This window comes from Mucilaginibacter lappiensis, from assembly GCF_050433765.1.
In the GTDB taxonomy this organism is placed as follows: Bacteria; Bacteroidota; Bacteroidia; order Sphingobacteriales; family Sphingobacteriaceae; genus Mucilaginibacter; species Mucilaginibacter lappiensis_A.
Genome location: NZ_JBNPWP010000001.1, coordinates 457180 through 470199, shown reverse-complemented (window position 1 = coordinate 470199; position 13020 = coordinate 457180). Strand labels below are relative to the sequence as shown.

Sequence of the window (13020 nt, the reverse complement as noted above, 5' to 3'; positions counted from 1 at the left end):
GGGGGGCTCAAAAAAATATACCCAGCAAAACCCCGATGATGATAACTACCGGGGTTTTTATTTTGGTAAAATGCAGCAGGGCAAAGGTGCCGGTCATTAAGCCATAAGCTACCCAATCACCACCAAATGGCTTTACCAGTAAAATAAAGGCAGTGGCCATAAACCCTACTGCAACCGCATTAATACCGCTTAATGAGTTTTTGATACGGCTTATTCTTTTCAAATCCTCCCAAAAAGGTACGATGAACAATATCAGTATCAGGCCCGGTGTATTTACACCTATCACCGCCACCAGGCTGCCTACAATCTGGCCGCCAATGCCAAAACCCTTGTTCCCTAATGTAATGCCACCTAAAAATGAAGTAAAAGAAAATGTTGGACCTGGTAAAGCCTGTTGCAAAGCATAGCCAGAAAGAAACTCCGAATTGCTCAGGTAATGTTTAACCTCCACAAATTCGGTATACATTAACGGTACCATAACCTGTCCGCCGCCAAATATCAATATACCGTTACGGTAAAAGTTTTCAAACAAACGTATGGGTAAACTAAATGGCGATGTTTGGTTAATAATGGCGCCCAAAGCAGCAAAAAACAACAGTATTCCTATAAAATAAGCCACTTTATTAGGGTTTACATTTGAATATAGCCTAACCCGCAGCTCATTTTCCTGCGGCTGTGTTTCCATGGCCGATGATATGATGCCCCCCAATAAAACCAATATTGGGAAAGCGTAGGCATTCTGTAAAATAAGCGTTGCTATAAGCGATCCGATGGCCAGCATAGTGCTCACCCGTGTTTTTAAAAACCTGTTAGCAAAGGTGTAAGTAGCGTAAGCCACAATCCCCACAGCCATAGGTTGTATATAGGTAATTACATGGGCAAACTTTGCATGATTGGCAAACATTTTATAGCTGATGGCTGCTACCCCCATTATTGCTGCCGAAGGCAGGATCCATATCAGGAAAGTGATCAGCGCTAACCGCAGCCCCCCTACCTTCCAGGCTATGCCAACCAGTGTTTGGGTTGATGATGGACCGGGCAATACCTGCGACAGCGCATTTAGTTCCATCAGTTCATCCTCGGTTATATAATGTCTTTTTTCAACAAATTCGCGTAGCAAAACAGCTATGTGCGCCTGCGGCCCCCCAAAAGCGGTAAATGTGTAAATAAGAACGTCGCGGAGAAATAGAAGATGCCGTTTAGTAATGTTCATCGATTCATTAGTTCATTTAGTTTATTGGTGCCGGGTTTAAATTTAGCCATTGTTTACTAATGAACTAATAAACCAGTGAACCAATGAACTAATAATCATCATCGTCTTCTTCAATACCCATGGCCAGTCTGTAAACAGCCTGTAATTCTGAAAACGCATGGTTGTCACGTTTCAGTTTGGCGGTTTTCATGCCGGTTTCGTAGGTGTTAATGGCATCCTGTTTACGGTTAAGGGCTTCGTATAGCTTGCCTAAATGATAATAAGTGCCTACATAGTTAGGATGGTTTGTAATTAAATCCTCATAATAAGTCAAGGCCTTATCTGCCTGATTAAGACGCAGATATTCTGTAGCGAGGGCATATTTTAAGAACTCGTCCTCTGGTTCATTCTTTATAAATTCTAATAGCTTATCCAATCTGCTCAACTCCATTTTAAACTCTATCTTTTTTAACTAAATTTGCAAAAACCTATTAATATGAAGATCTTGGTATGTGTAAGTAATGTTCCTGATACCACCACAAAAATAACCTTTACTGATAACAACACCCAATTTAATACAAATGGTGTTCAATTTATATTAAATCCTTATGACGAGATAGCTCTTTCGCGCGCTATTGAGCTAACCGATGGCGGTAAGGGTTCAGTAACGGTTATTAATGTTGGTGAAGTAAATACAGAGGCCACCATCCGCAAGGCACTCGCTATTGGTGCAACTGATGCGGTGCGTATAAACGCTAAACCGCATGATGCCTGGTATGTGGCTTATCAAATAGCCCAATATGTAAAAGCCAATCCATTCGACCTTATTTTAACCGGCCGAGAGTCCATTGACTATAACGGTTCAAAAGTGGCCGGTATGCTGGGCGAACTGCTGGATATGCCATCGGTATCCATCATTAAAAAGTTAGATGCTACTGACAGCAATGCAACTGTTGAGCGCGAAATTGAAGGCGGCAAAGAAGTTTTGACTATTCCATTCCCTTTTGTAGCAGGTACCGCCGAAGGTGTTGCAGAACCTAAAATACCTAACATGCGTGGTATCATGTCGGCCCGCACCAAACCCTTAACTGTTGTTGAACCAGTTGATGTAAAAACATTTTCAGAGATTCTCAGTTATGAAACACCTGCCCCACGCGGACAGGTTAAACTGGTACCTGCTGATGATACGGCTAAACTGGTTGAGCTTTTACACACCGAAGCACGTGTTATATAATTAAAATTTAAACCGATTTTTACGAAAACATTTAATATGTCAGTTTTAATATATGCGGAAAATGCCGGCGGTAAATTCAAGAAGTCGATTTTTGAAGCCGTAACTTATGCCCGGGCTATTGCCGATCAAAATAACACCAGCCTTGTGGCTATTTCTATTGGCGATGTAAGCGCCGGCGAACTGGCTGCCTTAGGCAAATACGGAGCCGAAAAGGTGCTTCACGTATCTGGAGAAAAATTGAAGAATTTTGTAAACCAGGCCTATGCCTCAGTAATTGCCGAAGCTGCTAAAAAACAAGGCGCAGATATTGTAGTATTATCCAATACCTTCTCGGGCCGTGGCCTGGCTCCCAGACTGGGTGTAAAACTGGAGGCTGGCGTTGCAGATGGCGCAGTAGCATTACCTGAACAAAATGGAGGTAAATTCACCGTTAAAAAAACCGCGTTTTCGGGCAAAGCTTTTGCTGTTGTTGAATTAACATCGGCCAATAAGGTTATTGCCCTGGTACCTAACTCTTATAAAGTTGTGGAAACCGGAGGAACAGCCCAGGTAGAAGATTTTACAGTAGAAACTAAAGAGTCGGATTTTAAAGCCATGATCAAAGAGATCGTACGCTCAACCGATAAAGTATCATTACCCGATGCCGAAATTGTAGTTTCGGCAGGGCGCGGCCTTAAAGGCCCTGAAAACTGGGGAATGGTAGAAGAGCTGGCCGAACTGCTTGGAGCAGCTACAGCATGCTCAAAACCGGTATCAGATGCCGGATGGCGCCCCCATAGTGAACACGTTGGACAAACTGGTATAGCTGTCAGTCCAAATTTGTATATTGCAATAGGAATTTCAGGTGCCATACAACACCTGGCAGGCATCAGTTCTTCAAAGGTTATTGTGGTTATTAACAAAGATCCCGAGGCTCCGTTTTTTAAGGTAGCCGACTATGGTATTGTTGGCGACGCATTTGAAGTGGTGCCTAAATTAATAGCGGCCGTTAAAGAATATAAAGCTTCAGCATAAATTATTAGGTGCGATGGGTAATAACATGAAAAAAATTAAGCTGGATATTGTAGGCTTGTCATACAGTCAAACACAATCAGGTGCCTACGCTTTGGTTTTAGGCGAAGTGAGCGGACGCCGCAGGCTCCCCATAATTATTGGCAGCTTTGAAGCGCAGGCCATAGCTATCGAAATAGAGAAAATGACCCCAAGCCGACCGCTTACGCATGATCTGTTCAAGAGCTTTGCGCAGGCCTACCAGATAGAGGTGCAGGAGATCATCATTTATAATTTGGTTGATGGTATATTTTACTCCAAACTAATTTGCAGTGATGGTAAAAAGTCTGTTGAAATTGATGCCCGTACATCTGATGCCATTGCCGTGGCTGTTAGATTTGACTGCCCTATTTTCACATACGAATTTATACTTTCAACCGCAGGCATTGTAATTGAAGGCAATGATTTTGTTTATCTTGAAAATATTAACGAAACCCAGGAAGAAAAATCTGTTGGTACCGCGGTAGGCAGCGGATTTGCATCCTTAAGTATCGATGAGCTAAAAACAAAACTGCAGGAAGCGCTTGCCGAAGAATCATACGAAAAAGCAGCCAAAATACGTGATGAGTTAAACAAGCGCAAAGCGTCATAATTTAAAGTAGTGATTTCGGAAGCTTAATTGGTAAAACAATCACCCATGTCATTTCGAACGAGGAACGAGGAGAAATCTTATATGGCTTTTCATAGGAACTTTGAATAGTGTATAAGATTTTTCGCTATAGCTCGAAATGACAGACACTTTAGCGAGTATTAAAAATTCCAATAGTCAAATACATCCCATTTTACTAAATTCCCTGCTTGGCGGTTTCTTGATTTACATTTATTTCATTACTTTCCATTTTTAATTTAACACTGATCATATTTATTAAACCAGGTACTGTATGAATATTAAGTTTCGCTTAATTCTGATGAATTTTATGCAATATTTTATATGGGGGGCCTGGCTTTTAACTATAGGTGCTTATTGGTTTCAAAATAAACATTGGTCGGGAGCCCAATTTGGGGCCATTTTCTCCACCATGGGTATCTCAGCGATCTTTATGCCGGCCCTTACCGGCATTATTTCAGACAGGCTTGTAAATGCCGAAAAGCTATACGGCATTATGCATATTTTAGGGGCATTGGTATTATTTACGTTACCCCTTGTAAAAGATCCTTCCACGTTTTTCTGGGTAATGTTATTAAATATGATCTTCTATATGCCAACCTTATCCCTGTCAATAACAGTTGCATTTTCAGCTTTAAAAAACAGCAATATAGATGTAGTGAAGGATTATCCCCCAATACGGATCTGGGGAACTATTGGTTTTATTGTGGCACTATGGGTAGTAAGCCTCACTCATAATGAAACCTCGCCAAACCAGTTTTATATCGCCTCTGCAATAGCTTTAACATTGGGTATTTATTCATTCAGCCTTCCAAAATGCCCGCCTCTTTTAACTAAAACCAATAATAAGTCGTTTATAGACTTATTAGGATTAAATGCCTTTGCTTTATTTAAGACCCCGAAATTTGCTATTTTTTTCGCTTTCTCCCTACTTTTAGGAGCAGCGTTACAGCTCACCAATGCCTATGGTGATACCTACATCCATGATTTTAAAAATGTAGCTGCGTATAAGGACTCAATTGCAGTAAAATATCCTGCTATCATTATGTCCATATCCCAGATATCCGAAACGCTCTTCATTTTAGCTATCCCATTCTTCCTGCGTAAATTTGGAATTAAGTATGTGATGCTGTTCAGCATGTTAGCCTGGGTGTTACGATTTGGGCTTTTTGCTTTTGGAAACCCTGCCGAAGGGTTGTGGATGATAATCTTATCCTGTATTGTATACGGTATGGCGTTTGATTTCTTTAATATTTCAGGCTCATTATTTGTTGAAACACAAACAACTCCCGAAATAAGAGGCAGTGCACAGGGCTTATTTATGATGATGGTAAATGGATTTGGAGCATTGTTTGGCAGTTTTGCAAGCGGTGAAATTATTGATAAATTTTTCACCATGCCCGATCAAAGCAAAAACTGGCACGGCATCTGGCTTACTTTTGCGGTGTATGCCTTGGTGATTGCTATTGTTTTCCCGTTTGTGTTTAGGTATAAACATAACGCGGCACTCAAACATGCTATTGCACACGCGTAAAACAATATCATCTGAATCAGAATTTACAGGATTTGAAAATTAACAGAATGTAACTTGATTATTCTGAAAATCCTTAAATCCTGTAAATTCTGATTCAGACAATTACTTCTTCCCTATCGCATATTGTATCCCACCCAAAAGGTGCTTCAAATACAAAGGATCAGCGTATGATTCATCGGTATGGCCCAGTTCGGTATAAAATGCCCTGCCGCCATCAAACTCATGGTACCAGCTCATAGGGTGATTATCACCGTTCTCGCCACCTGTATAGCTTTTCTCATCAATCTTGATCAGCACATGCAGATCATCGCCAATCCATTTGTAATTATACCATTCATCCCATCTTTTCCATTCTTCGGGCAAGTGTTTGGTAGCTATAAAATTACGGTCAACCACATGCAGGGTAGCGTTCTGCTGTTTCGGGTGACTTTTAAAATAAGCCCCAACCAGTTTACCATACCAAGGCCAGTCATATTCCGTATCGGTTGCCGCGTGTACACCTACAAACCCGCCACCTGCTTTTATATATTGTTCAAAAGCGGTTTGCTGGGTATCATTCAAAACATCCCCGGTAGTACTTAAAAATATTACCGCCGCGTATTGCTTAAGATTAGCAGCTGTAAATTTTTCGGCATTGGTAGTGGTATCCACATCAAAATTATTTTCCTGGCCAAGTTTTATAATGGCAGGAACGCCTACAGCTATGGAGTTATGATGAAAACCAGCTGTTTTACTAAAAACCAATACTTTGGTTTTGGCAAAAGCCTGTGTAAATACCGAGCTGATCAATAGGGCAACGATGATTAGTTTCTTCATGTTATATTGGGTTAAATTATTTTATGTCAAGCTGAACTTTTTCCAACATCTCATGAGCAGGTCAATTCCAATGATTGGCCCTGCTCATGAGATCCCGAAATAAATTCGGGATGACTTATAATGTTTGATTTATCTTTTGTTCTTTCCTTCTATCTTTAATCCTTTGTTTATTATCTCCTTAAATATTCCCTTTCTTTAATTCATCCGCGGCGAAATTGGCTGCGCGTGCGGTTAGGGCCATATAGGTTAATGACGGATTTTGACATGCTGATGAGGTCATGGCTGCGCCATCGGTAACAAAAACGTTCTTGGCATCCCATACCTGGTTGTGTTGGTTTAATACAGATGTTTTAGGATCGCGGCCCATTCTTGCTGTACCCATTTCATGAATGCCATCGCCTACATGGTGCCCCCTGTCGTGTGTTTTTACATTTTTAACACCGGCACTTTCCAGCATGGCTTTTGCCTCCTTAATAATATCAATGCGCATCTTTTTCTCGTTATCTTTAATTTCGGCATCCATAGCTAAAATTGGCAGTCCCCATTTATCTTTCCGGGTTTTGTCAAGGGTGATCTTGTTTTCATGATAAGGGAGCAGTTCACCAAAACCTCCAATCCCAATTTGCCATTCTCCGGGTTCGGTTATGGCATCTTTATATTGCGCACCAATGTTCAATTCAGCTATTTCCCGGCTCCAGCCTGTACGGCTTGCGGCGCCCTGGTAACCAAAACCCCGCAAATAATCCCGCTTATCACCAAATAAATTGGCAAACCGCACCACATAAATACCGTTTGCACGGCGGCCATAATAATATTTGTCCTCAAAACCCTCTACTTTACCAGATGCACCCAGGTTATAGTGGTGATCCATAATATTATGCCCAAGTTCACCACTGCTGCTGCCCAGCCCATCGGGCCAAACGTCAGTAGCCGAATTCATCAATACCCATGCACTGTTTAATGCCGAAGCGTTAACAAACACAATTTTTGCATAGTACTCATAGGTCTGGTTGGTTTCGGCATCCAGTACCTCTACCCCTGTTGCCTTTTGGGTATCCTTATCATATAATATTTTAGTAACTATAGAGAATGGTCTTACAGTCAGGTTCCCGGTTGCAAGGGCCGCAGGCAAAGTTGACGACTGTGTACTGAAATATCCGCCGAAAGGACAACCTTCCCAGCACCTGTTCCTGAACTGGCATTTTGTACGGCCTGGTATAGCAGCTGTAAGATTAGCCGTACGGCCAATGATCATGTGCCTTGTACCGTTATAGTTCTTTTTAATACGTTCAGCCACATCCTTTTCAACCCAATTCATATCCATAGGCGGCAGGAAATGCCCATCAGGCAATTGCGATAAACCTTCCAATGAACCACTTACTCCGGCAAATTTTTCTACATGATCATACCAGGGTGCAAGATCTTTATAGCGTATTGGCCAGTCAATTGCCCAGCCATCTTTTGCATTAGCTTCAAAATCATGGTCGCTCCAGCGGTAGCTTTGTCTTCCCCATAAAATAGAGCGCCCGCCTAACTGGTAAGAACGCCACCAGTTAAAGGGCTTAACTTCGGTGTACGGAGCTTCCTGTTCATTTACCCAATAATCCATAATGGGCTCAGTAGCGCCCCATCCACGTGAAATAACCGGGCGCACCTTGCGCTGTGCCTGTGTTACATTGCCACGGTGCTCAAAATCCCAGGGATCTTTACTGGCTGTTTTGTAATCTTTGATATGCTCAAAATTTCGCCCGCGTTCAAGCATAATGGTTTTCAAGCCTCTTCCGGTTAATTCTTTAGCCGCCCAGCCTCCGCTTATACCCGAGCCGATAACTATCGCATCATAGGTATTATCGGCCTTAGCTTTGCCGCTTACATTGTTTAATGGCATAATTTAACTAATTATTAAAGGTTAATTAAGAATTGGTTCTGGTAATTGGATAAACAATATTATTAATTAAAATCAACTAAAGCAATCAAGTAGCGCATAAAAATACAATCGATTGTAATTATGCGGTTACAAAAGACTTATTGGGGAATTGACTCACCCGGTCTGCTCTTTGATGACCCCTAACCCTAACATTCTTAATTTCAATCATGTAAAACAGCATCAAATTTTATATTTTTACCCCTCACCTGCACAATGCCATGCTTACTATAAGTGAACTATATATTTACCCTATAAAATCATTGGGCGGCATAGCCGTAACCCATTCGGAGGTTACTGATCGTGGCTTAAAATATGACAGGCGCTGGATGCTGGTGGATGAGCAGAACCGCTTCCTTACACAAAGGGAGTTTCCACAAATGGCATTATTGAAAGTGCAGATTGAAAGTGGTGGTTTATTGGTTACCCACCATTTAAATGGATCTGTTAGTATACCTTTTAAGCAACACAACCCAACCAAACAGCAGGTGGTTATTTGGGATGATACATGCCCTGGTGTATTTGTGAGTGATGAACATGACACCTGGTTCAGTGATGCGCTTGGTATAAAATGCCGGCTGGTTTATATGCCCGATGATACCCGGCGTGAAGTTGATCAAAGATATGCTCCCGAAGGCTCAGTTACCTCTTTTTCTGATGCCTATCCCTTTTTAATTATCGGTCAGGCATCGCTTGATGATTTGAATAGCCGCCTTACCGAACCGTTGCCCATGAACAGGTTTAGGCCGAATATTGTTTTTATCGGCGGCGGGCCTTTTGAGGAAGACCTGATGAAGCATATAAACATTGCAGACATTAGTTTTTATGGCGCAAAACTTTGTGCCCGCTGTATAATGACCACTATAAACCAGCAAACCGCGGTAAAGGCTAAAGAACCTTTAAAAACTTTAGCGTCCTATCGTTTTAAGAATAATAAAATACTGTTTGGCCAAAACCTGATCCATGAGGGTACTGGTATTATTACTGTAGGCGATACAATCGAGGTATTGAGTATTCATAATGAAGAAAGGTTCATTGTACCTCAAAAATGAAAAGGTATATCGCACATATAGCGCTATTGGTTAAAGATTATGATGAGGCCATTGAGTTTTACACTCAAAAACTTGACTTCATCCTTATTGAAGACAGGGCTTTAAGTGACACCAAAAGATGGGTATTAATTGCACCTGATAAACAGGCACAATGTTATATTTTACTGGCAAAAGCGGCTAATGACGAACAAAATCAAGCCATTGGTAATCAATCAGGTAAACGGGTGTTCCTGTTTTTATATACTGATGACTTTTGGCGCGATTACCATAAAATGCTTAAACTGGATATTAATTTTGTAAGACCGCCAATAGCAGAAGAATATGGTACGGTAGCCGTGTTTGAGGACTTGTATGGTAATTTATGGGATTTGATACAGCCGAATTAAGATATCTCTGCTTTATATTAATAGATTAGAAAAATGAAACCAACCATCACCATTGAATATTGCCCCAAATGTAACTGGATGATGCGGGCCGCCTACATGGCCCAGGAATTGCTTACCACTTTTGCTGATGATGTTTATGGTGTAACGCTGCATCCGAGTGAAATAAGCGGCAAATATACCATCAGCGTTGACAGCATTGTGCTGTTTGACCGCAAAGAACAGGGCCGTTTCCCCGAAATTAAAGAATTAAAGCAATTGGTACGCGATCGTGTTAACCCCGATAAAAGCCTGGGGCACTCCGATAACAGATAAATATTATAGAGTATTTTAATTCTATAGTATTACTCGATATTTTTATTTATAATTAACAAAATTCTTATTTACCTTTGTTAGTTTTATTTTAGAAAATGCTATCCAAAAAAACTAAGTACGCTATTAAGGCATTGGTGATCCTGGGCAAAAACATGGATCAACCGCCAATGCAAATTTCAAGAATCGCCGAGGCCGAACGTATCCCCAAAAAGTTCCTGGAGCAAATATTGTTAGACCTGCGCAATGCGGGCTTTTTGTATAGCAAAAAAGGAGCCGGCGGCGGTTACAGTCTTAACCGCGACCCAAAGGAAATATTTTTGGTGAGTATTATGCGCATAACCGATGGCCCTATTGCCATGGTGCCCTGTGCCAGCTTAAACTTTTACCATAAATGTGATGAATGTCATCAGGAAACTACCTGCGGTATAAGGGATGTATTTGTTGATGTAAGGGATGCCACATTAAAAATACTAAGCGAAACCAGCATAGCTGATATCATCGCCAGAGAACAATCACTCATCCACCCGTAATCTCATAAAACTGTAAAAAGCTAACTTTTTTTAATTTAATTCTACCATTTCCCTATACTATGTATATATTTGGTAAATGATTACCACTCATAGCAAAAACATTTTATACAAAAACCCCATGTATTACTGTTTAAAACACAATAAGGCAAGGCTATAATTTTTGTATTAACCATATACGCCTCTTTAGCCTAAAGCAAAAGAGGCTTTTTTTATAATTGATTAAACTATAACATATGCAAAGCTTCAGAACGGAACTGGAGAACCCGATAGTTGAGAAAGATATCATTGATCTTGAAAAAAAGATCGTGGCTTTTCGCGAAGGCAAGATACATGACGAAAAATTCAGGAGCCTGCGTTTAGCAAGGGGAATTTACGGACAAAGACAGCCTGGCGTACAAATGGTGCGTATTAAATTGCCTTTTGGTAAGGTTACATTTAAACAATTGTTGCGCATAGCCGATATTTCTGACGAATATGGAAGCCGTAACCTGCACCTTACTACCCGCCAGGATATCCAGATACATTATGTAAGTCTTGACCGCACGCCCGAACTTTGGGCCAAATTGGAGCAGGATGATATTACCCTGCGCGAGGCCTGCGGAAACACGGTAAGGAACGTTACCGCCTCCCCTGCCGCGGGTATTGATCCGCAGGAACCATTTGATGTATCGCCTTATGCGCATGCCACTTTTGAATACTTTTTGCGTAACCCGGTATGTCAGGAAATGGGGCGTAAATTCAAGATCTCTTTTTCATCAAGCGATGCTGATACCGCCTTTTCTTATGTGCACGATATTGGTGCTATCCCTAAAATAAACCCTAATGGCGAACGTGGCTTTAAGGTGCTATTGGGTGGTGGTTTAGGTGCCCAGCCGATACTGGCCAGTATAGTTGAAGAATTTTTACCTGAGGATAAGCTGATCCCCTATATTGAAGCTATCATCAGGGTGTTTGACCGTTATGGCGAACGCAACAACCGTAACAAGGCCCGCTTAAAATACCTGATCCAAAAAATTGGATTGGAAGAAGTTTTGCGCCTGGCCGAAATTGAAAGAACAGCCCTTAAGGTAAAAAGCTATCCAATTAACCGCGATACCATTGCCCTGCCCGCTATTCCTGAACAAACTTCTTTTGCCGAAGTAAGCATCAGCAACCCATTCAGGTATGAACAATGGCTGGCTACCAACATATTTGAGCAAAAGCAAAAAGGATATTTTGGCGTATATATTAAAGTTCCGGTTGGTGATATTTCATCAGATACCGCTCGCGAGCTGGTAAAAGTTTTACAGCCTTTAGTGGCCGATGAGATCCGCATTACCCAAAACCAGGGCTTATTGTTAAAGTTTGTCCGTAAAGAAGCGTTACCTGCTTTATATGAGGGTTTGGCTAAGTTGGAACTGGCCGCTCCGGGTTTTGACAGCGTTGCCGATGTTACCACCTGCCCCGGTACTGATACCTGTAATCTGGGTATATCAAACAGTATGACCATGGCGCGTGTACTTGAGGACTTGATTTACAACGAATACGAGGATTTTATTTATAACCGCGATATTAAGATAAAAATAAGCGGCTGTATGAACTCATGCGGACAACATGGTTTGGCGCATATTGGTTTTCATGGCAGCTCGCTTAAGGCTGGCACAAGAGTGTTGCCTTCTGTACAGGTAATGTTAGGTGGTGGTACTGTTGGCGATGGCGTTGGCCGTGCTGCTGATAGAGTAATAAAAGTACCGTCAAAAAGGGCTACAGATGTTTTAAGGGCATTACTTGATGATTATAAAGAGCTTTCTACAGAAAATGAAACTTACCACGCCTATTATGACAGACAGGGTAAAGATTATTTTTACAGGCTATTAAAACCCCTTGCCGATTTAACAACACTTACCGATGAAGAATTTGTTGACTGGGGTCACCAGGAAACCTATGTAAGTGCTATCGGGGTTGGCGAGTGTGCCGGTGTGATCATTGACCTGGTGGCTACTTTATTATATGAGTCTGAAGAAAAACTGGGTTGGGCAAATCAATCGTTCCAGGCAGGTGCCTGGTCTGACGCCATTTACCATTCCTATAATGTACTTTTAAGCTCGGCCAAGGCATTACTGTTAGATAAAAGTGTTAGCACCAGCACCCAGGCAGCGGTTATCCGTGAGTTTGATGCCAATTATGTAGATAAGGGCGAATTTGATATCCAGGGCAGCTTCAACGATCTGGTATTGCAGATCAATCAGCATGAACCATCGGCAGAATTTGCTGCAGCATATTTAGCACAGGCTACTGAATTTTTAGATAAGAGTAAAGCAAAGAGAGAGGCGCTGGTATAATAATGAGCCATTTAACTAACGATAAAGCAGTTAAGGAATTGCTCCGATTTCAGCTTAGTAAA

General features: G+C 41.5%; 13 protein-coding genes. 9 read left to right on the top strand and 4 right to left on the bottom strand.

The genetic code is table 11. The features are described from left to right. Positions 1 to 7: 7 nt before the first annotated feature. Both chrA and M2273_RS01970 read right to left on the bottom strand, forming a co-directional pair. The gene (gene chrA, locus M2273_RS01975) at positions 8 to 1213 is read right to left on the bottom strand and encodes a chromate efflux transporter (protein ID WP_429392323.1); all 1206 of its coding nucleotides are present in this window, start codon (positions 1211 to 1213) and stop codon (positions 8 to 10) included. Between the two features lie 88 nt (positions 1214 to 1301). Continuing rightward, positions 1302 to 1628 (bottom strand): tetratricopeptide repeat protein, encoded by a 327-nt coding sequence (locus M2273_RS01970; protein WP_429392320.1) that lies wholly within the window; start codon positions 1626 to 1628, stop codon positions 1302 to 1304. Positions 1629 to 1688: 60 nt separating this feature from the next. Here M2273_RS01970 and M2273_RS01965 point away from each other — a divergent pair, with 60 nt between their 5' ends. From M2273_RS01965 to M2273_RS01950, 4 genes are all read left to right on the top strand, one after another. Next, positions 1689 to 2426: an electron transfer flavoprotein subunit beta/FixA family protein gene (locus tag M2273_RS01965; protein WP_429392317.1), complete on the top strand. Its 738-nt coding sequence runs from the start codon at positions 1689 to 1691 to the stop codon at positions 2424 to 2426. A gap of 36 nt (positions 2427 to 2462) precedes the next feature. Beyond that, positions 2463 to 3440, top strand: a complete 978-nt coding sequence (locus tag M2273_RS01960) for an electron transfer flavoprotein subunit alpha/FixB family protein (RefSeq protein WP_429392315.1) — start codon at positions 2463 to 2465, stop codon at positions 3438 to 3440. A gap of 25 nt (positions 3441 to 3465) precedes the next feature. After that, positions 3466 to 4068, top strand: coding sequence for a bifunctional nuclease domain-containing protein (locus M2273_RS01955; RefSeq protein WP_429392312.1), 603 nt, complete (start codon positions 3466 to 3468; stop codon positions 4066 to 4068). Between the two features lie 289 nt (positions 4069 to 4357). Next, complete coding sequence (locus M2273_RS01950) at positions 4358 to 5617, top strand: nucleoside permease (RefSeq protein ID WP_429392309.1); 1260 nt, start codon at positions 4358 to 4360, stop codon at positions 5615 to 5617. Positions 5618 to 5719: 102 nt separating this feature from the next. On the opposite strand, the gene M2273_RS01945 is transcribed toward M2273_RS01950, so the two are convergent. Both M2273_RS01945 and M2273_RS01940 read right to left on the bottom strand, forming a co-directional pair. Continuing rightward, positions 5720 to 6433: a ThuA domain-containing protein gene (locus M2273_RS01945; RefSeq protein ID WP_429392306.1), complete on the bottom strand. Its 714-nt coding sequence runs from the start codon at positions 6431 to 6433 to the stop codon at positions 5720 to 5722. A gap of 178 nt (positions 6434 to 6611) precedes the next feature. Continuing rightward, complete coding sequence (locus tag M2273_RS01940; protein ID WP_429392303.1) at positions 6612 to 8321, bottom strand: GMC oxidoreductase; 1710 nt, start codon at positions 8319 to 8321, stop codon at positions 6612 to 6614. A 257-nt stretch (positions 8322 to 8578) separates the two neighbouring features. Between M2273_RS01940 and M2273_RS01935 the strand changes: the two genes are divergently transcribed. The 5 genes from M2273_RS01935 (at position 8579) to M2273_RS01915 (ending at position 12958) form a co-directional block, all read left to right on the top strand. Then, a complete protein-coding gene (locus M2273_RS01935; RefSeq protein WP_429392301.1) occupies positions 8579 to 9409 on the top strand; it encodes an MOSC domain-containing protein in 831 nt (276 codons plus the stop codon). Then, complete coding sequence (locus M2273_RS01930) at positions 9406 to 9795, top strand: VOC family protein (protein WP_429392299.1); 390 nt, start codon at positions 9406 to 9408, stop codon at positions 9793 to 9795. The genes M2273_RS01935 and M2273_RS01930 overlap by 4 nt, the downstream gene beginning before the upstream one ends. A 33-nt stretch (positions 9796 to 9828) precedes the next feature. Next, positions 9829 to 10107: a SelT/SelW/SelH family protein gene (locus M2273_RS01925; protein WP_429392296.1), complete on the top strand. Its 279-nt coding sequence runs from the start codon at positions 9829 to 9831 to the stop codon at positions 10105 to 10107. 95 nt (positions 10108 to 10202) lie between these two features. Continuing rightward, positions 10203 to 10637, top strand: coding sequence for an RrF2 family transcriptional regulator (locus M2273_RS01920; protein ID WP_429392293.1), 435 nt, complete (start codon positions 10203 to 10205; stop codon positions 10635 to 10637). Between the two features lie 233 nt (positions 10638 to 10870). After that, on the top strand, positions 10871 to 12958 hold the full coding sequence (locus tag M2273_RS01915) for a nitrite reductase (RefSeq protein ID WP_429392291.1): 2088 nt from the start codon (positions 10871 to 10873) through the stop codon (positions 12956 to 12958). The last annotated feature ends 62 nt before the right edge of the window (positions 12959 to 13020 follow it).